The sequence below is a fragment of the Yoonia sp. genome (genome assembly GCF_017854415.1).
Taxonomy (GTDB): Bacteria; Pseudomonadota; Alphaproteobacteria; order Rhodobacterales; family Rhodobacteraceae; genus Yoonia.
Genome location: NZ_JAFMHR010000008.1, coordinates 15,188 through 39,607, shown reverse-complemented (window position 1 = coordinate 39,607; position 24,420 = coordinate 15,188). Strand labels below are relative to the sequence as shown.

The following is a 24,420-nucleotide window of genomic DNA, read 5'->3' as shown; positions in this document are numbered from 1 at the left end:
TTCTCCGGTCTGCAATTTGCCCTTATTGACCAGAAAATCATATGCGGTCGTCGCGCCGAACGGGATCGCCGCCGCAACTTCGAAGCTTAGGTGCGCGGGTTTATGGACGATCTTACCGTCCTCTGGCATCACGATGTATTCTGCATGGGCACCAAATCCCGCACCTGGAAAACCGATCACTTCGTCGCCCGCCTTGAACGCAGTTACATCACTGCCGACGACCACGATGATCCCCGCGAATTCCGTTCCAAGAACAGGCTTTCGCGGCTGTCTAATTCCAAAGAAAAGCCGCGCCACAAGCCCCATACCGGCAGGGACTGTCAGGCTTCTTGCGCGCCAGTCCCCCGCGCTGACCGTGGTCGCGCAAACGCGGATCAAGACCTCGTTTGGTTTAGGGGTTGGCATTGGCAGTTGGACATAGTTCAGAACGTCAGGGCTGCCGTATTCAGAATAAGTATAAGCGTACATTGTTGAGTTTTCCTTTATGCAATTTGAGAAGCAGGATTAGGGTGACGGACTGGCGCACGCAGTCCTTGAACAAGCAGGCCAATGAAGGCGCGATGAACATGATCTAACGGGTCAGTACGCTCATGCGAATTGACGAAATCCTGTGGTTTGATATGCATAAACGTATGGATTGGCGGTCAGTAAAATTCGATTGGAACAAAGCACGGGCCTTTTTGGTAACCGCAGAGGAAGGCTCTTTGTCAGCCGCGGCGCGCGCTTTGGGCATGGCCCAGCCGACCCTCGGCCGTCAGGTCGACGGGCTAGAGCAAGAGCTTGGCATCGTACTTTTTGAGAGGGTTGGTCGCGGTTTGACGCTCACGCCAAGTGGGCTGGAATTATTGGAACACGTCCGCGATATGGGCGAAGCTGCGGGCCGCGTGTCATTGACGGCACTGGGTCAATCTCAAGCGTTAGAAGGCACGATCTGCATTTCGGCCAGCGAAACATATGCAACCGTCTTATTGCCGCCACTTGTCGCCAAGCTTCGCAAAATGGAACCTGGTATTCAGGTCGAAATAGTTGTCGCCAATCATGCCAGCGACCTGCGACGCCGCGAGGCAGACATCGCGATCCGCAATTTTCGACCCACCGAACCGGACCTTATTGCCAAGAAAATAGGTGATGCTTATGCGGTTCTTTATGCAACCCCAGAATACATCGCGCAGATTGGAAGTCCGACTAAGCCCCATGACTTGCGACATGCAGATTTCGTGAACATGGACCGTAGCGGCATGATGCTGAAAGGGTTGAACACGCTTGGGCTTGGCTTAACGGAAGCAAACTTCCCGCTTTTGACTGAAAGCTATCTGGTGATGTGGGAACTTGTGCGCCAAGGGGCGGGCATTGGTGTTCTGGATGCCCACATTGGCGATGCTGATCCTGCCGTGCGACGCGTTTTGCCGGATCTAGAGCCGCTTGTGTTCCCAATCTGGTTGGTCGCCCACCGTGAACTGACAACCAACCGTCGCATCCGCATGGTCTATGATTTTCTGGCAAAAGAGCTGCGAAGGTCGTGAACATTGGACTTTTGACCATCTGCAAAAGCCTTAAGCCAAGTTCAAACACCCCGTAGGCACAAAATGAACGTCATCCTGAAGCCGATATTCAAAAGTGGTTCACGACACGCGGTATAAGCCACTTCAAATCGTGCAAAAAGTGGCCATGTCCACCTGCTTTGTCATCTGATAAGGAGTGAAAAAGTGAACATTTGTTCGCGCTCAAAGGAGGGTCTGATGCCCGATACGACACAAGCCACAAATACACTTCGCCTTGCTGACCCATCGCTCTTTGAGACCCGCGCCTACGTTAACGGTGCATGGGTCCAGAAGGATGCAACCTTCGACGTCACGAACCCGGCCAACGGCCAAGTGATTGCGCAGGTTGCTGATCTTGATGTTGCAGACACAAAGCTTGCGATCGATGCGGCCTATGCCGCCAAGGCAGATTGGGCTGCTTGGACCGGCAAAGAACGTGCGGGGGTTTTGCGCAAATGGTACGACTTGATCGTGGCAAATGCAGATGATCTTGCGACAATCTTGACTGCGGAAATGGGCAAACCATGGCCAGAGGCGCGCGGTGAAATCATCTATGGAGCGTCATTCATCGAATGGTTCGCCGAAGAAGCAAAGCGGATTTATGGCGATGTCATTCCCGGCCATCAGCGCGACAAACGCATTGTCGTGCTCAAGCAGCCAATTGGTGTTGTTGGATCGATAACACCGTGGAACTTTCCCAATGCGATGATCGCCCGCAAGGTCGCCCCTGCCTTGGCTGTTGGTTGTACCTTTGTGGCCCGCCCTGCCGAACTGACGCCGCTGTCTGCCCTCGCGATGGCGGTGCTTGCCGAACGCGCAGGCATTCCAGCAGGCGTCTTCAACGTGATCCCGTCATCCGACAGCGCGGGCGTCGGCAAAGAGCTGTGCGCGAACGATAAAGTCGCCAAGATCACATTCACAGGTTCAACCCGCGTTGGCAAAATCTTGATGAGCCAGTGCTCTGACACGATTAAAAAGATGTCGCTGGAATTGGGTGGGAACGCCCCGTTTATCGTCTTTGACGACGCTGATCTGGATGCCGCAGTCGAGGGTGCGATGATCGCTAAATTCCGCAACAATGGCCAAACCTGCGTCTGCGCGAACCGTATCTATGTGCAAGACGCCGTCTATGACGCCTTCGCCGCGAAACTGGCTGCAAAAACAAAGGGCCTGAACGTAGGCGATGGTTTTGCCGATGGTGTCACAACGGGCCCATTGATCAACGATGCGGCCGTCGCCAAAGTCGAGGACCACATCGCGGATGCAGTTTCCAAAGGTGCCACAGTCGCCTTGGGCGGTGCGCGCGCCGATCTTGGTGGCAGCTTTTTCCAGCCAACAGTTTTGACGGGCGTGACGACGGACATGAAAGTCGCCAAAGAAGAGACTTTTGGCCCCGTCGCCCCATTATTCAAATTCACCGATGAAGCAGAGGTTGTCGCGATGGCCAATGATAGTGAATTCGGATTGGCCGCTTATTTCTATAGCCGCGACCTCGCGCGCGTGTGGCGTGTGGCAGAAGCGCTGGAAAGCGGCATGGTTGGTATCAACACCGGTTTAATTTCAACAGAAGTGGCCCCGTTTGGCGGCGTAAAACAATCGGGACTGGGCCGTGAAGGGTCGAAATACGGAACCGAAGACTATCTTGAGATCAAATATCTCTGCATGGGTGAAATTAGCTAGGACGTAGGCCCAAAAGCGCACGGGCCTGCGCTGGTGTCGCAACAGGGCGCCCGTAGCGTGCACAGATTTCGGCGGTGCGCGTCACAAGGGCTGCGTTTGATGGGGCAAGTGAATGCTTGTCCCAGCGCACGTTGTCTTCCAGACCAGTGCGGGTATGGCCGCCTGCGGCAATGGCCCATTCACTGACCTCCACCTGCCCCGCCCCAACACCTGCAGCACACCATTGCGCATCAGGGGCAAGACGTTTGACCGTTTTGATATAGTAGTCAAACACATCGCGATCGACTGGCATCGCGTTTTTCACCCCCATCACGAACTGCACATAAAGCTGCCCCGTGATGCGCCCGTCACGGTTCATCGCGGCCGCTTGATGGATGTGTGACAAATCAAAGGCCTCGATTTCCGGCTTAACATCGTAGGTGCGCATTTCAGAGGCGAGCCAATCAACCAACTGCGGCGGGTTTTCATAAACACGGGTCGGAAAATTGTTCGAACCGACAGACAGCGACGCCATGTCAGGGCGCAATGACAGCATCCCGCCTCGCTCTGCGCCTGCCCCTGATCGCCCACCGGTGGACAACTGGATGATCATGCCGGGGCAGTGTTTTTCGACGCCTTCCTTAAGCGCTGCAAACTTGTCGGGGTCCGACGATGGTGTCTCATCGTCATTGCGCACATGGGCATGGCAGATCGTGGCGCCTGCCTCATATGCGGCATGGGTCGACTCGATTTGTTCGCTGACAGTGACAGGCACCGCAGGATTATCTTGCTTGCGCGGCACAGAGCCTGTGATCGCGACACAAATAATACAAGGGTCCGACATGGGCGATCCTTTAGCTTTGTAAGGCGGTTTCAACAGCGCCTGACAGCTGTTGAACAAGTCCATCAATCTGGTCATCGCTGATGATAAACGGCGGTGCTAGCAAGACGTGGTCGCCGGATTGGCCATCAACTGTTCCGCTCATAGGATAGCAACATCACACCCACAGCAATCCTCACCATGGACGGCGACAGGTGGTAGCTGCTTGGTATGATGGGGGGAAATATGTGACATATGCGTTGCTTATGCAGCACCGGGGATCTGCACCCTGCGCCCGCCTTCTTGGAAACCATCCATCGTAAGGTCCCAAGTCGTATCAGGCCAACGGATTTCCATTTGCTGTAATTTCGGGCGATATACAGCAGTATATAGCGTGCCAAAACCTGCTGAAAATGCGGTCGAATAAAGTGGCGGCTTCAGAAACGCCCCGATAAACTTTTCTTCTGGATCACGGTGCAGCGTCAAGCGTTGCAGCAGGAACCGCTCGCGTTCCACGGTCCCTGTGAACCGCGCGTGGCTGATCCATTCGACGTTTTCCTGATGATTGGTGGCCACTGCAGCATGGGTGATCACCGCAGGCCTGTCTGGGGCCATCATTGCCGTCAGATAGCGCCGCTTTGCGTCCAACACTGTCACGTTATAGCTCATGTGGGTGGGGACACGCGCCAAGACGGCACCCGCCTCTTTGGCCGTCGTGCAAGTTTGCAAGACATAGCGCAGGATCAGTGGCACGCCAAAACCGGTGCCGACAACGCGTCTGCCACCGAATGTCAGCGATATCGCAAGGCCCGCATCGTTCATCCCGTCAACCAGACCCCACAGCCCGTCAGACGTTCCCATGACCCGCCTGCCAAGCCAATTGGTATGTAAAACGAGGCTATCAAACGCATCTGGATTGTAGTCGTAGTTGCGTACCAAGACCGGTTCTTTGCCCGGCCATATTGCTTGGCTGCACCCCGCCAAGTACGGCGGAGGGCAATAGAAGCTTAGGAAACGCGCCGCTTGGTCACCGCCGCCTGCCTGTTCACACAGATCATCATAGAGCGGGACAATCTCTGGCATATGTTCTTGCAGGGCACGTCTACTGACGTGATAGCTGGCGCGCGCAGCATCGCCTTCCTTTAGCCACCACTGTTTGTAGTGGGGCCAGTATTCGGCGAATAGCCCGGCCCATTTCGGGCCGGGCTTGTCTTCGCTGATTGCGCGCCAAAGCATGCGTCTTCCTTTACAGTATTTTGAACGCAGGCTCTGCCAGAACCGGACCGGCATTGGCAACAGGCAAAGGCTTGCCTTCAACTGTTTTCTTGATGCCGTGGATCCATTTCTTTGCACGTTCGTTCAATTGGAAGTTCTTCGTCATTGACCGACCCCGCGTCACGAGAATGCCGATGTCGGCACCTTCATAGCGGTAGTCACCGGGCTGCAAAATCCGCAAGAAAAACGCTTCGTTCTCGGATTCAACGGCACGGCGGTGATAGTCAAATCGGTCGTAAACGACACTTCCGTCAGCCAGCATTTTGTAGATGCCTGTCTCTGGCGCCTCGGTGCAGATATCGACGCTGTCTTCGGTATGTTTGATGACCATCTGTGACCAACTGTCGATCATGTTGGGGTTGGCCCACCGATCATTCAATTCAGTCGTATCAAGGTCGAACTTCTTCTTCGAGAACTCTAGCAGGTGGAACAAAAAGAGCGGCGCATCCGCATGGGCAAAGGCTGCGTGGTTCGTCATCGAAGACGCGCCTGTAATGCGCGGGTTCAATTCGCCCAAGTACAATTCGCCGGATTTCTTATCGATCAGGAAATCAAGTTCGAAGTAACCGCGATAGCCTTCTTTGCGCAGTTGTTCACCAAACTTGAACGTCATTTCTCGCGCCTTTTGACGTACTTTTGGCGGGAACGCTGTCGACAGGATTTCGTTACCACACCAACCGCCGCGATATGGTGTCAGATCACTGAAACCAACCAGTTCGGTCATAAGCGGGCCAACGATCGTGCCTTCTTTGGTCGCACAGGCTTCGATCGCCGATCCACGGCAATCGATCCGCTTCATGATCTTGATCTCGCCTTCGCCAATGATCTCGTGCTCATGCCGACGGAAATCTGCTTCGGTTTTAATAAAGAATGTCGTATGTCCGCTATCGCCAAAGGCAGATTGCAGCACCAGATCATGGCCGATACCCGCTTTTTCGCAGGTCTTCTGAAGGTCCTCGTAGGACTTCACTTCGGCCAGAACGTTCGGCACGGATGGCACGCCAGCTTTGTTGCCGATACGGACAGTTTCGATCTTGTTGTCCATGCTTGTGCGCAGTTTGGCTTTCGGGAACCAGACATCAGCACCCAGCTCTTTTGACAGGCGTTCTGTTTCTTCGTCGAACATCAAGAAGACAAACTTTGGCTTACCACCGCGGCGTTTGATGAAATCGATGACCTCTTTGTGCTGCAGCAGATAGTTGTTGATGTCTTCGATGGATTGGAATTCCGCATGCGGCTGCTCGGATGGGCAAAACACGTTCGGGTGCTTGCCGCCATAACAGTCGATGTAGCAGATATATTTAAAGTTCTTGACCCATTCATCGAGGCCCAGAAGGTTAAAGTTCGTCGCCGAAATAAAGTAGATCGGGTCTTCGTTACGGTGGAAAAACCTGCGGATCTCGGAGATATTCTTAAGCACTGTTGGCATAGTATGGTCCCTTCGTTATTCGGCGATAGATTTGGTTGTTTTGGCTTGTGGCAAGGCGGCCAAGGCCTCTGGCGTGAAGACGCGCAAACCAAGGTCGGCGCGATAGCCGTGGATTTCATTGACGTCCAACGCCAGCATAAACGCTAGAATTTCTTGGCTAATTACCTGACCAGGAACGAGGATAGGAAAACCTGGCGGATATGGAATGATAAAGCCCGCTGATACGACTTCGTCACCCGCATCCAGGGCTTCTTTCAGCGATCCAGTTAATTCCAGATAGTCACAGTTGGATTCTTCGTAGCTCAGGTAATACGCGGTCCGAATGTCACCTTCCGGTGTTTGATGATCGGGCCGGAACGCATCATGGAAACGGCTAAAATCGGGCAATGGCGGGTAGTTCTCCGTCAAATTCTTGACGCGGCGGTCAAACGACAGCCGTTCCATCTTGGACGCGTCATCCAGCAGATCATCAAGCTCGTTTGCGATCTCGACCAGCACCTCGATCAGATAGGCAACGGACGAACGGGTCGTCCCGATATTGGTCATGAACAGCACAGTATTGCGTGACGTCTTGTTGATTTGGATGCCATATTTATCCATTAAGACATCGTTCTTGAACGTGTCCCCGTCCCATCCGGTGCCGCCAACAGCCAGCGTAACGCGCGTGGCATCAAGAACGAAATCGTCCTGTTCCCAGCAATCCCACATGTCCGTCCAACCCTGATCATTGTCAAAATAGCTGGTCACGCCGCTTTGACGGTGATGTTCGGGGATCATGTCGCCAGCTGTGAGCACCTTGAAGTACTTTTGAAGCAACGGATGACTGCTGATCGCTTTTCGCATCGACATTGCTGCTTCGATCTGGCGCTGGACAAATTCGAAGCCTTCCAGTTCCACTTGACGGCGCCCCACATCAAGAGAGGCAATAATCTGATAGTTCGGCGATGTAGATGTATGCGTCATGTAGGCTTCGTGGAACGACTGCTCTACCTCGCCTTTAAAGTCCTGATCACTCACATGGATCATTGAACCCTGTCGCAGCGACGTCAGTGTTTTGTGGGTCGATTGGGTCGCATACACGCGAATACGGGCGCCCGGAGGTGCGATCAGCCTTGTGTTCAGAATATCTTCGTCGGTGGCATTCTTCAGCTTCTTTTGCTGCTTTGCATACGCCTTGGCATGATCTTCGGTCTTGAAACGTTTGCGCAGATTATTTGCCGTGCGCATACCTGTCCGCTGGCGATATGTCGGACTGAACCGCGCAAAGGCAAACCATGCTTCATCCCAGAGGAACACAAGATCAGGTTTGATGGCGAGGCATTCTTCCATTACCCGCTCAACGTTATAAACTAGACCGTCGAATGTGCAGTTAGTCAAAAGCAGCATCCGCACGCGATCGAGTTTGCCTGCCGCCTTCAAAGCCAAAAGCTGATGCTTGATTTCGCGTAGCGGCACGGCGCCGTACATTGAATATTCGTTCAGCGGATAGCTATCAAGGTACACGACTTCTGCACCGGCAAGCACCATGCCGTAGTGATGCGATTTGTGGCAATCACGGTCCACCAAAACAATGTCACCGGGGCGCACTACAGCTTGCACGACGATCTTGTTGCAAGTCGATGTGCCGTTCGTTGCAAAGAACGTCTGTTTTGAGCCAAAAGCACGGCTGGCAAGTTCCTGCGCCTCTTTGATCGGGCCATGTGGTTCCAAGAGGCTATCCAGTCCGCCAGAAGTGGCAGAGGTTTCAGCCAAGAAAATGTTGGGGCCATAGAATGCACCCATGTCTTGTATCCAATGCGAGCGGGTGATCGATTTCCCCCGACTGATTGGCATCGCATGGAATACGCCCGTTGGTTGTTTGGAATAATTCACAAGTGCCGTAAAGAACGGCGTCTTGTTGCGGGCCTCAACACCACGCAGGATGTTTAGGTGCAATTCCATAAAGTCTTCTTGGTTATAAAACACCCGACGACAAATCCCCAGATCAAGACCTGCGATATCTTCGACAGACCTTTCAGTAACCAAATAGGCATCTAGTTCTGGGCGAACGCGAGCAATCAGGCGACACAGTTCCGGCCCGTAGTCTTCGGGGTTCATCGCTTCAAACGACTCGCTGCTACCCGCGCGATTGAGGTATTTTTGTAGGATTTCATTGTCCCACTTGGACTTCAGGGTCAGGCCGGGGCGAACCACAATCGCCTGAATATTGTGATTAAACAATACCGCGATCAGCGCATCCTCTAGGCTGGGCACGACAACTGCTTCGTAGATGAACGGATCTTCTGCGCGGCGCATATGCGAGACGTTATTCTTCAACCAACGCTCTTGCTGTTCGCTGACATCATCAACGATAAGTACCTCGAAATAGGGCTTGGTCAGCGCGCGCGCCTCTGGCGACAAAAGCGCCTCGTCGTCATGTTCTTCTTTGGTGTCGTGGCTATCGCGTTCCAACGGAATGCGGCGACGGCGATAGGCACCTGTTGTCAGTGCGCGGGTCACACGGTGCACCGCAAATGCCAGATCTTCGAAACTGTTATGCTCAAGCTGGCGACGCATATGTTCAAATGCAGGCATGCCGGGGAATGCCCAATACGGTTCGATCAAAGCAAGAGAGTCGAACAAGTCGTGGGCCTTTGCCCGATGAGTTGCCGAGATCTTAGTGGAGGCCTCGCGCGCAAGTACGCCGGTAACTTCACGCAGCGCGCTCCATCTATCAGAGCGTAGTTGCGTCGCAGAGTAGTAGTCACTGACGGAATCCATCGGTCGTTCTCCTTAAGTGGGGTTCAACACGATGGGTATGTGCCACAGAATTTGCTGGGCCCCATTGCGATTGACCTATTTAGTCGCCTTGCAGGCTTCGCTTCTGACGCCGCGTTGCGGCGCCAGATCAATACGATGGTGATGCAGCGGTTTAGTCAACTGATGAACCGTCTGTTCCGGTGAACACACCCGGTTTGACAGGTGGGTGAGGCACAGACGTTACTTCAATTGCCGCTTCGGCAGTTGTAGCGTCCGGCGCTGGTGCTGCAGTTCCAGCAGTTGGATTTGGCAAAGGCTCGGGCGCGAAGGCAGGAGGGGCTTTTTGGGCGTAGTTAGACCCAATGCCAGACCCCGTTATCAACTGAGGATAAGGCACGCGCAATTCAGGTGCCACTGTATCAAGGCCTGCGGTTGCGCCTTTGCCTGGTGTCTCAAGCGGGCCCAGTGTTTTGAGATATGCGTCCGTGCCACTGGCGCGGTCATATACGGAAAAATCAGTTGAGCGGTCGCGGAACGACTTAAGCACTTGGCCCAGACCTTTCATCCCGGTTTCCCGCTGGCGGCGCACCATGTCGAGGTCGATCTCGATTGGGAACATGTCCTCTTGGCCACCTGACTGGTGCAAGACCATGGATGTCGGGTCAACAACGCATGACTTGCCAATACCGCCGGCACCCAAACCGTTCACGTCAATCACATAACATTGGAATTGCACCGCCGTAGCACGAGCAATTGCCAACTCTGCGTCACGGTCAGTTGTGCCGGTCAGAACCGGATGCAACAAAACTTCGACCCCTTGCGAGGTGATCTGGCGCGTTGTTTCCGGGAACCACATATCATAACAGATTGACAGACCGAAACGGCCCACATCGGGTACGTCAAACACGCAAAAATCTGTGCCTGCAGCAACGCCAGCCTCGTATGGGCGGAACGGGAACATTTTGGCGTAGCGGCGGATGATCTCGCCTTGCGGGTTGATCACGAAAGAGGTGTTATAAATGCGTCCATCTACGGGATCAGTGATAAACATCGAACCGGGGATCAGCCAAACGCCGTGTTTTACCGCTGCGGCCTGAAACTGCTCAAGCGTTTCGTTTTCTGGTGCCAACGCGTATTGGTCCAAAGGACCGAACGGGGCAAGTTCTGAGAACAAAACCATCTGCGTCCAAGGAAAGCGTATCATTAAGATATCAAGGCGCTGAAGCATCCCTTCAACGTTTGATTCAAGCGCATGTACGTGCATCTGGACGCCAGCAATTGCGAAAGGTGTCATATCCTAAATTCTCCATAAGGACAGAGGCAGCCTGAAGAGGCTGTCATTATCTCTGCTTCAAGCATCTACTACGACCTTACGACTAGAACGGTAATAGGTGATCTACGCACAACCCTGTCAGCGTTTGAGCCGACCAAAAAACTAAGCTTTCGGTAATTTTTCAGGACGTTCCTATTAATCCTACCGAACGCCCAAAGTTGTTTCATACTTATGTCGTTAAGAACGTGTTTGCTCACAAGATCTTCCAGCGCGGCCCTCCGAACCACGCACAAAGCGTGACAGTTTCTGAACACTGACAAGGTCGGTTGATTTCTGCAACAAAATTCATGATTTGCCACCAACTTTGTTTAATATTATCATCAATCGGCGCGATATTCGGCACTCTGCGGTTCTAATTCTTGGGATATTTCGACCCGAATACAGGTCCTGCAAACAAAAAAGGCGGGCCCTAAAGCCCGCCTTTAAGTCACTTTCAGAACCAACTGAAGTTCAATTTTCGGCGATTGCCGCAGCAAGTGCTGCCTCGAAGATCGTCAAACCTTCATCAATGATCGCGTCAGATGCTGTCAAAGGCACCATAATTCGAAGGGCATTGCCGTGCATACCACAAGCCAGCAAAATAAGACCGCGTTGCAAGGCATGTGCAACCACCGACTTTGTCAGGGCAGCGTCAGGTGCGGCGGTTTCAAAGTCAGTCACAAACTCGACAGCTAGCATCGCCCCCAAGCCACGAATGTCCCACATACGGAACGGTGAAACGCGCGCGCCAATTTCCGCAAACCGTGTACGAAAATATTCACCAAGCGCAGTGGAACGCGCAAGCAGCCCTTCGTCTTCAATCGCTTGGATTGCGGCAAGTGCGGCAGCGCAGGCAACAGGGTTGCCACCATATGTCCCACCCAAACCACCGGGAATAACTGCGTCCATGACTTCGGCGCGACCAATCACGCCAGCAATCGGATAGCCGCCTGCCATAGATTTCGCGACGGTGATCAGATCGGGTACAACGCCTGAATGTTCAATCGCAAACCAAGTACCCGTCCGGCCAAAGCCCGCCTGAATTTCATCAGCAATCAACATGATACCGTGGGTGTCGCAGATTTCGCGCAAAGCTTGCATCATCTCGAACGGCACTGGGGTATAGCCGCCTTCGCCCAACACAGGCTCGATTATGATTGCGGCAACGCGTTCTGGCTGCGCATCTGTGAGGAATAGGTTCTGAAGGCCAGTCAACGCATCTTGCACTGTGATCCCGTCGCGCAAGTTGGGGAAAGGTGCGCGGTAGATGTCAGACGGAAACGGACCCACGTCCTTTTTGTAAGGGGACACCTTGCCGGTCATACCCAAGGTCAAAAGAGTGCGGCCGTGGTAGCCGCCCGTAAAGGCGATGATGCCAGGACGGCCAGTTGCAGCGCGTGCAATTTTTACAGCATTCTCAACGGCTTCGGCACCGGTGGTGACCAAAAGCGATTTTTTCGCATGATCGCCTGGCGCAAGTTCGTTCAGCTTTTCGGCCAATGCGACGTACGGCTCGTAGGGGACAACCTGAAAACTGGTGTGTGTATAAAGATCCTCTTGTGCCTTTGCGGCAGCCACGACTTTTGGGTGCCGGTGACCGGTATTCAACACCGCAATACCGCCCGCAAAATCAACAAAGCGGTTGCCTTCAACGTCCCATAGTTCAGCGTTTTCCGCATGATCAGCAAAAATCGGTGCGGCAGAGGCAACGCCCCGTGCAACAGCCGCTTCACGACGCGCAACCAGACCCGCATTTGTTTTCACATGCATGACGACATCAGGAACAACCGAAATGTTCGGGTTCTTCTTGGCAGAGGTCTTGCGCGGCTTCTTCTTTTCGGTGTTTGCCATATCGAGAGTATCCTTGTGAGACTGGACTGGTTTGTCCGCAACTTCAGACGTTTAAAATTCTCATAATACGTTTATTTTATCTGTCAATGTGAATTCCTTCTAGATACCTGAGACATATTTAGTGCGCGTGCATGGCGTCGATTTGCCTATCGAATTTTGTTTCGATAATGATCCGCCTGCATTACATTGATCTTGCAACCAAAAATCCGCAACGGAAAAAGGAATGCTGTGTGAATATCGGAAAGCGACTTCAGGACATCCGTAAAGCCCACGGCCTTTCCCAACGCGAACTTGCGTCACGCGCCGGTCTAACGAACGGAACGGTTTCGCTCATTGAGCAGAACAAAACCAGCCCGTCGATAGCGTCACTCAAGAGCCTCTTGGATGCGATTCCCATGAGCATTGCCGAATTCTTCGCAAACATCGAACAAGGGCAGCAGGACAAGTACTTTTATGGCTCCGACGAGTTCATTGAAATCGCGCCCCAGTCCGATGGCCCTGCGGTATCTTTGCGTCAGCTTGGTAACGCGATCAGCCACTCGCTCCAGATCCTTGATGAAATTTACCCGCCCGGTGCAGACACAGGGCCCGAATTGCTGACCCACACAGGCGAAGAAGCGGGCATTGTGACAGAAGGCGAGATTGAAATTACCGTTGCCGATCAAATAAAAGTCGTGCGCGTCGGCGAAGGATATATCTTCGACAGCCGCCTGCCCCACCGGTTTCGTAATGTCAGCGGCGCGACGTGCCGGGTAATCAGCGCATGCACCCCGCCAACGTTCTAAGCTGATCGCGACTTCATTGTTCTTGGGCGTTTTATTTAGACCTCACCGCGATCCGGACCAGCCTTTCACACCCGTCAGCAGGAAGACCGGTTGTCATCCATGAGTATTACTCATCTATCGCGTGATAATATCTCGGTGTTTTATGGCTCAAAGCAGTGCTAACAAAAGATGTGGAAGTGAATCGCGGCATCATTCTTTTGGATTTGAAGGGGGTTCGGTCCCAACCCTGCCCCTGCAGCATCGCTTCCACAGCCGTCAAAGAATTCGGCGGGTGTGGAAACTGACAGCTTTATCAAAATTATTTCATTGAACATGAAACGAGTTCTGCTCATGCTTCCACAATGGACATAACCCTTCTTAAAACATTCCTCGAAGTTTCAGCGACCGGATCGTTTGTGTCTGCATCAGAGCGGCTATACGTCACCCAATCAGCCGTTTCACTGCGCATTCAGCGGCTAGAAGATACATTGGGCAAACCTTTGTTCACGCGGTCCAAAGCCGGGGCAGAAATGACGAACGCTGGTCGTGAATTTGAACGCTACGCGCTTTCGATGATCCGCATTTGGGAGGAAGCCCGCCAACAGGTTGCAATCCCCGAAGGTTTTACCAAAAGTCTGACAATCGGCGCGCAGTATTCGCTTTGGCCGCGGTTGGGATTTCGCCTGCTTGATGGATTGCAGGCACGTATGCCCGAACTCAACATTCGCGCCGAACTGGGCATGCCTGACCGGCTGACGCGGTTCTTGATCGAAGGAATAATGCAGGTCGGCTTGATGTATATGCCGCAGCTTCGACCGGGGCTATCTGTTGAACCGGTCATGAACGAGGACCTTGTTTTGGTGGCGTCTTGGCCAAACCCGACGCTAGACCTTGAAGGGCGCTACGTGTTTGTGGACTGGGGACCCGAATTTGTGAATGCCCATACCATTGCATTGCCAGAGCTTACGAACCCCGGCTTAACGCTATCACTTGGCGCACTGACTGCAGAATACGTGGTCAACCGACAATCATCAGCATATCTGCCAGCACGCTACATCAAAAAGTACCTTGATAGCGGCCAGCTTTATCTTGTGCCCGGGGCCCCCACGTTTCCCTATCCGGTTTGGGCCGTTTGGCGCGACGATCTAGACCCCGAGATAATGGAAGCTGCACGGTTTGTTCTAAAGCAGGTTGCCACGGATGCCGATACGGCGAATGAGGTCGTGATGGAACAGCTTACCCAGCTTAGCGACGTTTCCACGGTTGAAACGCTTGGGGAAAGCACAATCGTTCGGCAAACTGATCCATAACCAATTATCGCTTCAAGCATGGTTATTTTAAATTTTTCTTAAGTATAAACTTTCTCTAGACGTTCCAACAGCAGAAATGCTCCCGTTCCCTGAACAGGACGGGTCACCTTGTTGGGAAAGGCTAGACCCATGAAAAACGTATTTATTATCGCTGCAATCAGTGGCTTTATTGCGACCGGTGCTGTTGCACAGACAACTGCATTCGTTAACCAAGATGCATCCGCTGACGCAGTGGAAGCAATCGAAGACGCGATCGAAGATGACCGCGAGCGCGACATTGGTGGCTTTGGCAACGAAGGCCGCGAGATTGGCAACTACGGCTCTTTGGCGATGCGCGGTACTGCTGCAAATAACAACGGTGCCACATCTGGCGATCTTGGCCTTGGCATGCGCTACGGCACTTTTGATGGCGTAAATGGTTTTGACATCACTGCCACCTATACTTACGGCGACGTTGACGGCAAAAAAAGCAAAGACACACTGCTGGCAGGTATCGACTATCGTCGCGAGCTGACATCTTCCGTGTTTGCATATGGCAAACTTGAAGCATTCTTTGACAACGCTGCTGCTGACTTTGCAGCCGACGCTGCTGCTGAAGCTGGGCTTCTCATGCTTACTGAAGAAGTTGACCCGAATATCATTACACAGGACGTCTTTGTTGGTGGTGGTATTGGTTACCGCATCGTCAACGATGCGGACACACAGTGGTCAATTCAAGCTGGTCCAGGTTACCGGTCGACTAAGTTCGTAGTCGAGGACTCTGCGAACGAAGCCGCAGCATCGGTTTCCAACAACGTATTCTATAGCTTGTATGACACGCTGTACGTGACCAACGATACCGACGTGATCTATTCAGAAACACTGACAACAGTGAACAATAACCTCGCGCTGAACGTTGCTTTGACAGACACTTTGTCCCTGCGCACTGGCCTGTCATCGGTCTTTGACGCGGACAAAAAGGTCTCTTAAGGGGTAAACACACTTGGCGTGTCTGTGATCTACAACTTCAACTAACCAAGGGTTTGCATTCCCAATTGGCCTACGCCCTCGTGCGCCAATATGAAGTTGAACGAAGGGGTGGAGAAATCCACCCCTTTTTCGGCATATTGCATCTGGCCACGGCAATGCGCTGTTGATGCATTTTCTTAAGCTTTCTCTACTCTGAGTGGCCAGCGCATTTCTGTTATCTTCTAATGACGCCGCGAATGTTTATCAGTTAAGGTATTGAGATGGATATTGTTATCGTCACAGCGGTTGTTGCATCGCTTTTCCTCGTTATTGGCATAGCAGAACCATTAGCAGCGCGGGTCAGGCTGCCTTACAGCGTTATCTTGGCTGTTTTGGGTGTGGTCATCGGTATGGCCGCAATTTTCTTTTTACGGACCGATTTGACAGATGCGCTCAACCCGATTGCTGCGGCGATTGTTGGACTGCCCATCCGGTCGAACGTCTTTCTTTATGTCTTTCTACCTACGTTGCTGTTTCAGGCAACATTAGGCATGAACCTGCGGCAAATGCTGGACGACTGGGTGCCCATTTTGGTGCTCGCCGTTGTGGCAGTGGTAGTGGCGACCCTGACGGTCGGCTACGCATTAAGCTGGACAAGTTCGTTGCCACTCGCCGCCTGCCTTTTGATAGGTGCTATTGTCTCGACGACTGACCCCTCTGCCGTTGTCAGTATCTTCCGGTCTATCTCAGCCCCGCGCAGGCTGGCCCGCATTATCGAGGGGGAAAGCTTGCTCAACGATGCCGCCGCAGTGGCGCTGTTTGGATTGTTCATGGGCTTTGTGATGCTTGGCATGCCCGATCCCACATTGAGCGATGCATTCGCACGCTTTCCCGTACTGATTGCTGGCGGTGCATTGACCGGATGGGTCGCTGCACGTGCGGCGGTTTGGATCATGGCCGCTTTTGCGCGCTATGAATTGGCCCAAATCTCGATCTCGATTTCGTTGCCATATCTTGCATACATCGTCGCAGAACAAAGCATCGGCGCATCGGGCGTTATCGCAGTGGTTGCCGCAGGCTTGACGCTGAACCTGACTGGACCGCGCAGGCTGCCGCCCGCGGCATGGTCCAACCTTCGCGATGTTTGGGATTTACTAGCCCATTGGGCAGGCGCATTGATCTTTATACTTGCAGCACTGCTGATCCCGCGCTTGCTAGAGGAAGTACGGCCGTCGGACGTTTTGTTGCTTGGTGTGGTGATTGCCGCAGCAACTGTTGCGCGCGTTGCAATTCTATTTGGACTGCTGCCATTGCTCGCCCGACTACGAATTTCGCCCGCCGTCGAACGCCCTTACCGCGTAGCGATCCTTTGGGGCGGGTTGCGCGGGGCTGTGACACTTGCCTTGGCGCTGGCCGTCACAGAAAGCGCGCTTGTGCCGATCGAAGTGAAACGCATCGTCGGCATCTTGGCGACCGGATTTACCCTGTTCACATTGATCGCGCAGGGTACCACGTTGCGCTTTATCATTCGGAAACTTGGCTTGGACAAACTTTCGCCGTTGGACGAAGCGCTCTCGCGGCAGGTGGTGGCCGTTGCTTTGCAAACCGTGCGTGAAGATGTCGCAAGCACCGCAGAAAACTATGAGCTCACTCATGACATCGTACGCTCAGAGGCAAAGCAGTTTGGTGAAAGGCTCGAAGGGGCGGTGACAGCTGCAGAGGAAAGCGTCGAAATCCTTGACCGCGACCGCATTACACTTGGCTTGATTTCCTTGGCTGGCGCAGAGCGTGATACAATCCTAGAGCGGATGCGGGAACGGTCGATTTCCTCTCGGACCAGCGAAAAAGTCTTATCCGATGTTGACCGACTGATCGAAGCCGCCCGCACGGGTGGACGCAGTGGATATCGGGACGCCGCGAACCGAAGCGTCAAATACGACCGATCGTTCCGGTTCGCAGTTTTCCTACACAACCGTTTCCGGTTCTCAATGCCGCTCAGCAATATGACGGCGGACCGGTTCGAGTTGTTGCTGTCGCAGCGGTTGATCTTGCGTGATCTAGACGGTTTCATCGAGGGGCGCATCCGGCGGATTCACGGCCGCCGCGTCGCGGACCTCTTGCTGGAGTTGCTTAGCAGACGGTTTGATACGGTAGAGACCGCGCTGCAGGGACTGCGCTTGCAATATCCGGGCTACGCAGAAGAACTGGAACGTCGGTTCATAAGGCGAACCGCACTTCGGCTGGAAGAACGCGAATACACAATTATGCGCGAAGACGGGCTTGTTGGCGAAGAACTTTATAGTGTTTTGCTGCAGGGAATTTCTGCAAGACGGGCCGAAGCAGAGGCACGGCCACGCCTGGACATCGCACTGAAAGGTCCTGATCTGGTGAGGCAATTCCCGCTTTTTGCCGATCTAGACGAAGATGCCCTAAAAAAACTCAGCAGGGTTTTACGTACAAGGCACGCCAATGCGGGCGACATCATCATGCGCAAAGACAGCCAAATCAAGAGCGTGTATTTTATTGCCTCTGGGGCGGTTGAGCTGGAAGCAGCAGGGCAAACTTGGCGGCTAGGGCGCGGCGAAATGTTTGGGCAGTTGGCGGTATTAATGCAAAAAACGCGTCGCGCAGAAGTACGGGTGATTGGGCCGTCAACGATTTTGGTCTTAGACGAACCGCGGTTTCGCCGTTTGCTGAAACGCAGCCATGCGATGCGCGAATCCGTGCGTGCAAGCGCGCTGAAACGTGGGATAGACCCGTCTGCGGTTTTGCAGGAATGAAATGATCACGCGTTCAGCGCAATAAATGCAATGCCGCAAACCATCAGTACTGCCGCTCCAAGCCGCCGCTTCCAGTTGCCCTCTTTCATAATAAAGAAACCTATTAGGGTCGCAAAAATAACTGATGTTTCGCGTAGAGCCGAAACCGCCCCCAGCGGTGCAAAGTTCTTTGCATACAGCACCAGTCCATATGCCGTCATGGACACCATGCCTCCGGTGATGCCGACCAGCCAAATCTTCAGCGGGAGCTGCACCAATGTCCGCCGTCTGCGCCAACCAACAAAGCCCGCGATAAACAAATGCAGAAACGCGCCCCAAGCCCAATAGCTAAGCGTGTTTCCAGACAAGCGGACCCCGACGCCGTCGACAAGCGAATAGATTGAAATACAAACGCCCGTCCCAAGGGCCAACCAAAGGGCAGTTTTTCCGACCCCAAACCGCAAGGCATTCCAATTGCTTAGCAAGATGCCCGCAATGATCAATCCGATCCCGGCCCAAGCCAAAGCCGGCAACACCTCGCCCAATAAAACCATCGCCCAAAGCGAAACAAGAGCCGGAACGATCCCCCGAGCAATGGGGTAAACAACACTCAGATCACCGTGTTGATAGGCGCGACCCAACAAGAAAAAATATCCGAAATGCACTAGCGTCGACAAGATAATGTAGATGAAGCTTTCGGCACTTGGCAAAGGCAAAACAGCGACCATTACGGCACCCGGCAACACATGCCCCAGCGCGACAAGTCCAAGCGTTGTTGTGCGGTCAACAGCGGTTTTGACGATGGCATTCCAGACAGCATGCAACATGGCCGCTGACAAAATGATCGCAATAATCGAAGCAGACATGGTGGCCCCCAAAAATGCCCGACCACAGATTTGAACTCGCAGTCGGTATGTTATGCAATGAGGCTGATAAATCAGCCTCGCGGAATTTGTCGTTCGAACTTGGTGTGCCGCCCTGACGCGCGGGGTTCATCTGATTTACCAGATCAGACGCTTACAACTTGCCGGGCGCGTTTACTCTTGTTTGTGCCAATCTGGCATTTCTTCGATCAGTCGCGTTTCCAAAAGCTGGCCATTTGCATATAGAATTGGCGTCGCCACAGCCGCGATATTGCTGTTAAAATCCCGAAATGCGCGCAGTGTTTCCAAGTGAATGTCGCTGCTCGCAAAGCTTTGAACCTGACCCGACTGCAAACGACGGTAGTGACGCTTGCGGCTGTTGCGCTCTGCGCGCTTGATCTCGGTTTTTTCTACATTCAGCAGGCGTGCGCTTTCTAGGTCCTCTGAAATGAGGACATTTGAAGCGAGCCTCAGATTACACAAAATACTCTCGTGCATTTTCGTCAGTTCGCGCCAACCCTCTTTAGAAAAAGTGCTTCGGGTCCTGCGCAAATCCCCAGCTAAAACCATCAACCTCTCGGCGACGACATCGCCCGCTGTTTCCAAACGCACCGCATATTCCAGCATGTCGCGTGCTGCGCGCCCGTTTTTCTTTTCTATCATCTCGACCGGTAGCCCCGCCACAAATGTGCGGATCTTGGTCAGGCAAGAATTCACTTCTCGGTCCAGCGATTGAACTGCTCTGATTTGGTTTTTTTCAGCGTTCATGTACAAATCCATCACAGGGCTGAACATTGCCTCGACCAGCTCTGTCATCCGAAGCAGTTCCAGCTTTAGCGATGCGAGCGCCTGCGTTGGTGTGCCGAAACTCGCAGGATCAAGAACCGTCGTGGGGCGGGATAAAGCCTGTGGAACGGCGTTGCCTTCATTATCTGGCAAGAGCCACACAAACGGGGCCTGCAACAGGGCGCAAATCGGAAGAGCAAGCACCAGCAAGGATGCATTGAACCCGATATGTGAAGTGATCAGCATCTGGCCGCCATAATCAGCGCGCAGCAACCCGGAATTAAGGGCCGTATCTGCAGTAAAAAGCACGACAATTGCCCAAGTACCGCGCAACGCAAGGTTAGCAAAAACAATACGTCGTGCAGGCGCTGCCATGCCTCGCGTCAACCAAACGGGTATGAAAGCGCTTCCCAGATTAGCACCTAGCACCAATGATAAGCCCGCAGCAAAAGAGATCGCATCGATCTGCACCAAGGTCACGCACATCAAAATGGCTGCAACCGAACTGTGCATCATAAAGGCCAGCGCAGCGCCCACCAAAAAAGCCGTGATGTGATCTTCATCAAGGTATTCTGAAATTGCCGGCAAGAATGCACTGTCTCGGATCGGGTCCATCGCATCGCGCAGAAATTGCAGCGAAATCAGAATAAGTGCCACACCCATGATAATGCGTCCGGCTTGCCGAAAGCTTTTCTGTTCTGCTTTAACAAACAGCCAGCCACCGACGGTCAAGAGAACAGGAACAAGCCATGCAAGTTCAAAAGATAGCACCTGAATAATCAACGCCGACCCAAGATCGCCGCCCAAGACAATCGCCAGTCCGGTACCAAATGCAATCAAACCGCCTGCGGCAAATCCGGATGTTAACAACGCAACGGCCGCCGAACTTTGCAAAACGACAGCCAATCCCAACCCCACAAGACTAGCTTTGACGCCCCCGTTTTGGCCGGTCATTAGCCGCTGAAAAGAAGACCCAAAGCTGCGTTCAATCCCGGTACGTACCAATCGCACAGCAAACAGTAAAAGCATGGTCGCGCCGGCAATGCTTACAAGGAATTTGACAATCAGCATGTGCTAGGCAGCGACCAGCGCGAGTAGTTGCGCATGCAATTCCGGTGTCGCCGCCGAAACGACGCGCCCATCGGAATTCAAGGTAAGCGGCAAGCCATCCCAATCTGTGATGAGCCCGCCGGATTCTTCGACCACAACCATAACCGGCAAGTAGTCATAAGGTTGAAGATCATAATCAACCACAGCATCAATATGACCTGCTGCAAGAAGTGCATGTGGGTAGCAGTCATAAGAAAATCGCCGCGTTTGACCCGCCTTGATAAGGTCGGCAAACACATCGGGGTGATCCGCAAAGATTTTTTCGCCCTCATTTATATAAAGGATGCCTGAATTCAGGTTTCTTTGATCAGAGCTTTGAATTGGGTCCCCGTTGAGCGTGGCGCCTGCGCCCTTGATCCCAACAAACACTTCATCCAGTGCCGGCATCCCGATGATGCCGACTTCTGGAACACCTTCGTTCAGGTGTCCCAACAGAAATCCAAACAACGGATGGCCTGACAAGAACGACCGTGTGCCGTCAATCGGGTCAATGATCCACATGCGCTGGCGGTCTGCACCTTCGATGCCATGCTCTTCGCCAAAGATACCGTGAGACGGGAAATGCTCGGCCAAATATGCCCTGACGAGTGTTTCCACCCCTCTGTCAGCTTGGGTCACGGGACTGGCGTCAGCTTTGAACTCTGTCCCTAATTGCCCACGAAAATAACCGCGCGCAGCTTTGGATGCAAAGTCGGCGATATGAACTGCGTGCGCCGCATAGTCAGTCACTGTCAGCATCATCAATCCTATCTGCCAAGTGAATTTCAATTCCCCAGCTTCGCATCGCTTGCGCAAGCTCGGGTGCTGGCGGCTGATCGGTTACAACTTCATCGACCGCGCGTGCATCCAGCCCGCAATGTGGCGCAATTTGATTGAATTTATGATGATCTGCCGCCACCAAAACACGCTCTGCGCAGTCGGCGACAACACCCGCCAGATTGGCTTCAGTGGCCTTAAGGTACAAGAACCCGCGACTTGCTGACACTGCATCGACGCTAACGATTGCGAAGTCATAGACAAACCGGCGCGCATGTTGTTCGGCCACAAACCCAAAGGTTCCACGTTCATCAGTTTGCATTTCACCACCCAGAAAATGCAACTTGTTTCCGTTGTGATTGGCCAGGACTTGGGCAACGCCAATCGAGTTCGTTGCGATTGTCAGATTTGAACGATCACGCAGCTTTTCCGCGACAAATGCAGTTGTAGAGCCCACATCCAAAAACAAAGTCATCCCATCTTGCAATCGACTGACAACCGCCGCCGCAATTGTCTGTTTTTCGGCAGAGTGTTCAGCGATGCGGCGAAAGAAACTGGGCGCATCATGGTGTCCGGTCAGATAGGCACCGCCATACATGCGCTGCAATGCGCCGGTCTTTGATAGCGCCTTGATGGTCCGGCGTATCGTCTCCTCCGACACATCAAGCGCCTTGGCAAGTTCAGTACTGCGTGCGGACCCGCCAAGCCTGTGCAGCATCTCAAGCAGTTTAAGTTGGCGATGTGAATGTTTGAGATCTTTGTTCATGTAGTCGAATCTTTTTCCACAATTTATCCACAAACTCCCACAAAAAATCGGGAATTAACAGGAATTACTCGTGCCTATCACACAAAAGCACTCAAATACTCACGCAGTATATAGAAACTTGCTTCCCAATCAGTCCTTTTTGATCCCTACTCGGCCACACAGCTTGAAAGAGGGGATTCGCTCTATGCGCGGCACTAAGAACGTCTTGTTCATTGTCATTGATCAGCTACGGGCTGATTGCATTTTTGGAGAGTTGGCTGCGCATATTGACCTACCAAACCTACGTGGATTGATGGACGATGCGGTCACTTTTCAGCGACACTTTTCTGTTGTGAACCCCTGTGGACCGTCGCGCGCGTCGCTGCTGACGGGGCAGTACGCGATGAACCATCGGTCTGTCCGCAACGGCACACCGTTGCGCCATGACATACCAAATGTTGCGACAGAATTGCGCAAGTCTGGCTATTTACCCATGCTGTTTGGATACACCGATACGTCGCAGGATCCGCGTGTTTTTCATGCAAACGACCCCGCGCTGCGCACTTACGAACACTACATGAACGGCTTTGAAGAAGTGGTCGAAATGCGCTTTGAAATGTCATACCCTTGGCGCGCGCATTTGATCAATCAAGGCTACGAACTTGCAACATTCGCAGACCTTTTTCACCCCGTTTCACCAACGGGAGGCGTGCCCAAGATCAACGATCCCGCCCCTTACAAGGCAAAGGACAGCGACACTGCGTTTCTAACAGATCAATTCCTTGCGATTATGCCTGCCTACGCAAAGGAAAGCTGGTTTGCGCACCTGACCTACATCCGGCCACATCCACCGTTAATAGCACCTGCCCCGTTCAACGACATGTATGACCCGACCAAGCTGCCCTTGCCAAAGCGGTTTGATGATCCCGCCGACGAGGCCGCGATCCATCCGTTTTTTGGGCCGGCACCACCTAGCAAAACTCCTGCAGGACACGTGAAAGGTTTCCCCGATCTTGCGCCTTCAGTCGAGAATACCCAGACACTGCGCGCCATTTACTTCGGGCTTATTACAGAGGTCGACCAGCATGTTGGTCGTGTGATCAACTTCCTTAAGGACAGCGGCCAGTACGATAATACGTTAATCGTTGTGACCGCCGATCATGGCGAGATGCTTGGTGATCGGCACAGCTGGGGTAAATTTTCGGTCCATGAAGCGGCGTATCACATACCGCTCATTATCCGCCAACCTGATAACGCGGTGCGCGCAGGAACCGTTGTGACCGCCCCAACCGAGACGATTGACGTCACCCCCACGATACTGGACTGGGTCGGGCAAGACATCCCGAACTCAATGGATGGCCGCAGCTTGCTGCCGCTATTGCAGGGCGATGTACCGGAAGATTGGCGGAAATATACATTCTCCGAGTTCGATTTCAGTGAACCAGAAGCCCCGACGCTCTGGGAAAAAGAACTTGGAACCGGACCCAGCGATTCCTCGCTGGCCATCTTGCGTGACGCCCGGTTTTCGCTGGTCGAATTCGCAGCTGATCTTTCGCCAATTCTGTTCGATCACGACGCAAACGGCGAACAAGAGAACGTCGCTGACCAACCAGAATACCAGAGTGATCTTAACCGGTTAACGCGGTTGATGTTGCGGCACCGGATGAAAAACATGGACCACACGCTGTCTTTGATGACAATCACAGATGATGGTCCACGGCAAAAACCGCGACTGGTCTAGTGGACGAAACGA

Annotated in this window: 18 protein-coding genes and 1 pseudogene; 7 read left to right on the top strand and 12 right to left on the bottom strand. The window is 53.2% G+C overall.

Annotated features, from left to right (window positions below; all coding sequences use genetic code 11):
- The coding region (locus QZ197_RS02110) for an alcohol dehydrogenase catalytic domain-containing protein (protein ID WP_296429595.1) at positions 1-468 on the bottom strand (468 nt) is incomplete at its 3' end.
- A 152-nt stretch (positions 469-620) separates the two neighbouring features.
- On the opposite strand from QZ197_RS02110, the gene QZ197_RS02105 reads away from it, so the two are divergent.
- On the top strand, positions 621-1,523 hold the full coding sequence (locus tag QZ197_RS02105) for a LysR family transcriptional regulator (RefSeq protein WP_296429594.1): 903 nt from the start codon (positions 621-623) through the stop codon (positions 1,521-1,523).
- A 216-nt stretch (positions 1,524-1,739) separates the two neighbouring features.
- On the top strand, positions 1,740-3,221 hold the full coding sequence (locus QZ197_RS02100) for an NAD-dependent succinate-semialdehyde dehydrogenase (protein ID WP_296429593.1): 1,482 nt from the start codon (positions 1,740-1,742) through the stop codon (positions 3,219-3,221).
- On the opposite strand, the gene QZ197_RS02095 is transcribed toward QZ197_RS02100, so the two are convergent.
- The 7 genes and pseudogenes from QZ197_RS02095 to gabT all read right to left on the bottom strand — a co-directional run bounded on the left by QZ197_RS02095 (position 3,214) and on the right by gabT (position 12,626).
- Positions 3,214-4,044 (bottom strand): 3-keto-5-aminohexanoate cleavage protein, encoded by an 831-nt coding sequence (locus QZ197_RS02095; protein WP_296429592.1) that lies wholly within the window; start codon positions 4,042-4,044, stop codon positions 3,214-3,216. The two genes, QZ197_RS02100 and QZ197_RS02095, sit on opposite strands and share 8 nt — an antisense overlap.
- 10 nt (positions 4,045-4,054) lie before the next feature.
- Positions 4,055-4,195 (bottom strand): annotated as a pseudogene (locus tag QZ197_RS02090) (aspartate aminotransferase family protein); the annotation flags it as partial.
- Between the two features lie 89 nt (positions 4,196-4,284).
- Positions 4,285-5,256 carry a C45 family peptidase gene (locus QZ197_RS02085; RefSeq protein WP_296429591.1) on the bottom strand — a complete coding sequence of 324 codons (972 nt, stop codon included), beginning with the start codon at positions 5,254-5,256 and terminating at the stop codon, positions 4,285-4,287.
- 10 nt (positions 5,257-5,266) lie between these two features.
- Positions 5,267-6,724: a biotin carboxylase gene (locus QZ197_RS02080; protein ID WP_296429590.1), complete on the bottom strand. Its 1,458-nt coding sequence runs from the start codon at positions 6,722-6,724 to the stop codon at positions 5,267-5,269.
- 15 nt (positions 6,725-6,739) lie between these two features.
- On the bottom strand, positions 6,740-9,484 hold the full coding sequence (locus QZ197_RS02075) for an aminotransferase class I/II-fold pyridoxal phosphate-dependent enzyme (protein WP_296429589.1): 2,745 nt from the start codon (positions 9,482-9,484) through the stop codon (positions 6,740-6,742).
- Positions 9,485-9,635: 151 nt separating this feature from the next.
- On the bottom strand, positions 9,636-10,757 hold the full coding sequence (locus QZ197_RS02070) for a carbon-nitrogen hydrolase family protein (protein WP_296429588.1): 1,122 nt from the start codon (positions 10,755-10,757) through the stop codon (positions 9,636-9,638).
- 489 nt (positions 10,758-11,246) lie between these two features.
- Positions 11,247-12,626 (bottom strand): 4-aminobutyrate--2-oxoglutarate transaminase, encoded by a 1,380-nt coding sequence (gene gabT / locus QZ197_RS02065; protein WP_296429587.1) that lies wholly within the window; start codon positions 12,624-12,626, stop codon positions 11,247-11,249.
- Positions 12,627-12,856: 230 nt separating this feature from the next.
- Between gabT and QZ197_RS02060 the strand changes: the two genes are divergently transcribed.
- The 4 genes from QZ197_RS02060 (at position 12,857) to QZ197_RS02045 (ending at position 18,428) form a co-directional block, all read left to right on the top strand.
- Entirely contained in the window at positions 12,857-13,411 is a 555-nt protein-coding gene (locus QZ197_RS02060; RefSeq protein WP_363157875.1) for a cupin domain-containing protein, read from the top strand.
- A gap of 341 nt (positions 13,412-13,752) precedes the next feature.
- Positions 13,753-14,700, top strand: coding sequence for a LysR family transcriptional regulator (locus QZ197_RS02055; protein ID WP_296429585.1), 948 nt, complete (start codon positions 13,753-13,755; stop codon positions 14,698-14,700).
- A gap of 129 nt (positions 14,701-14,829) precedes the next feature.
- The gene (locus QZ197_RS02050; protein WP_296429584.1) at positions 14,830-15,669 is read left to right on the top strand and encodes a DUF481 domain-containing protein; all 840 of its coding nucleotides are present in this window, start codon (positions 14,830-14,832) and stop codon (positions 15,667-15,669) included.
- Positions 15,670-15,929: 260 nt separating this feature from the next.
- Positions 15,930-18,428, top strand: coding sequence for a cation:proton antiporter (locus QZ197_RS02045; protein ID WP_296429583.1), 2,499 nt, complete (start codon positions 15,930-15,932; stop codon positions 18,426-18,428).
- A gap of 5 nt (positions 18,429-18,433) precedes the next feature.
- Here QZ197_RS02045 and QZ197_RS02040 read toward each other — a convergent pair whose 3' ends face one another.
- From QZ197_RS02040 to QZ197_RS02025, 4 genes are all read right to left on the bottom strand, one after another.
- A complete protein-coding gene (locus tag QZ197_RS02040; RefSeq protein ID WP_296429582.1) occupies positions 18,434-19,273 on the bottom strand; it encodes a DMT family transporter in 840 nt (279 codons plus the stop codon).
- A gap of 171 nt (positions 19,274-19,444) precedes the next feature.
- Positions 19,445-21,127 carry a Na/Pi cotransporter family protein gene (locus QZ197_RS02035; RefSeq protein ID WP_296429581.1) on the bottom strand — a complete coding sequence of 561 codons (1,683 nt, stop codon included), beginning with the start codon at positions 21,125-21,127 and terminating at the stop codon, positions 19,445-19,447.
- A gap of 3 nt (positions 21,128-21,130) precedes the next feature.
- Positions 21,131-21,904 carry an inositol monophosphatase family protein gene (locus QZ197_RS02030; protein ID WP_296429580.1) on the bottom strand — a complete coding sequence of 258 codons (774 nt, stop codon included), beginning with the start codon at positions 21,902-21,904 and terminating at the stop codon, positions 21,131-21,133.
- Positions 21,888-22,688 (bottom strand): DeoR/GlpR family DNA-binding transcription regulator, encoded by an 801-nt coding sequence (locus QZ197_RS02025; RefSeq protein ID WP_296429579.1) that lies wholly within the window; start codon positions 22,686-22,688, stop codon positions 21,888-21,890. The genes QZ197_RS02030 and QZ197_RS02025 overlap by 17 nt, the downstream gene beginning before the upstream one ends.
- Positions 22,689-22,872: 184 nt before the next feature.
- On the opposite strand from QZ197_RS02025, the gene QZ197_RS02020 reads away from it, so the two are divergent.
- Complete coding sequence (locus QZ197_RS02020; protein WP_296429578.1) at positions 22,873-24,408, top strand: sulfatase-like hydrolase/transferase; 1,536 nt, start codon at positions 22,873-22,875, stop codon at positions 24,406-24,408.
- Positions 24,409-24,420: the final 12 nt, after the last annotated feature.

Excerpts from the sequence above, each read along its gene's own strand:
- QZ197_RS02105 (WP_296429594.1), top strand. The coding sequence starts at position 621 with ATGCATAAACGTATGGATTGGCGGTCAGTAAAATTCGATTGGAACAAA.
- QZ197_RS02100 (WP_296429593.1), top strand. The coding sequence starts at position 1,740 with ATGCCCGATACGACACAAGCCACAAATACACTTCGCCTTGCTGACCCA.
- QZ197_RS02095 (WP_296429592.1), bottom strand. The coding sequence starts at position 4,044 with ATGTCGGACCCTTGTATTATTTGTGTCGCGATCACAGGCTCTGTGCCG.
- QZ197_RS02085 (WP_296429591.1), bottom strand. The coding sequence starts at position 5,256 with ATGCTTTGGCGCGCAATCAGCGAAGACAAGCCCGGCCCGAAATGGGCC.
- QZ197_RS02080 (WP_296429590.1), bottom strand. The coding sequence starts at position 6,724 with ATGCCAACAGTGCTTAAGAATATCTCCGAGATCCGCAGGTTTTTCCAC.
- QZ197_RS02075 (WP_296429589.1), bottom strand. The coding sequence starts at position 9,484 with ATGGATTCCGTCAGTGACTACTACTCTGCGACGCAACTACGCTCTGAT.
- QZ197_RS02070 (WP_296429588.1), bottom strand. The coding sequence starts at position 10,757 with ATGACACCTTTCGCAATTGCTGGCGTCCAGATGCACGTACATGCGCTT.
- gabT (WP_296429587.1), bottom strand. The coding sequence starts at position 12,626 with ATGGCAAACACCGAAAAGAAGAAGCCGCGCAAGACCTCTGCCAAGAAG.
- QZ197_RS02055 (WP_296429585.1), top strand. The coding sequence starts at position 13,753 with ATGGACATAACCCTTCTTAAAACATTCCTCGAAGTTTCAGCGACCGGA.
- QZ197_RS02050 (WP_296429584.1), top strand. The coding sequence starts at position 14,830 with ATGAAAAACGTATTTATTATCGCTGCAATCAGTGGCTTTATTGCGACC.
- QZ197_RS02045 (WP_296429583.1), top strand. The coding sequence starts at position 15,930 with ATGGATATTGTTATCGTCACAGCGGTTGTTGCATCGCTTTTCCTCGTT.
- QZ197_RS02040 (WP_296429582.1), bottom strand. The coding sequence starts at position 19,273 with ATGTCTGCTTCGATTATTGCGATCATTTTGTCAGCGGCCATGTTGCAT.
- QZ197_RS02035 (WP_296429581.1), bottom strand. The coding sequence starts at position 21,127 with ATGCTGATTGTCAAATTCCTTGTAAGCATTGCCGGCGCGACCATGCTT.
- QZ197_RS02030 (WP_296429580.1), bottom strand. The coding sequence starts at position 21,904 with ATGCTGACAGTGACTGACTATGCGGCGCACGCAGTTCATATCGCCGAC.
- QZ197_RS02025 (WP_296429579.1), bottom strand. The coding sequence starts at position 22,688 with ATGAACAAAGATCTCAAACATTCACATCGCCAACTTAAACTGCTTGAG.
- QZ197_RS02020 (WP_296429578.1), top strand. The coding sequence starts at position 22,873 with ATGCGCGGCACTAAGAACGTCTTGTTCATTGTCATTGATCAGCTACGG.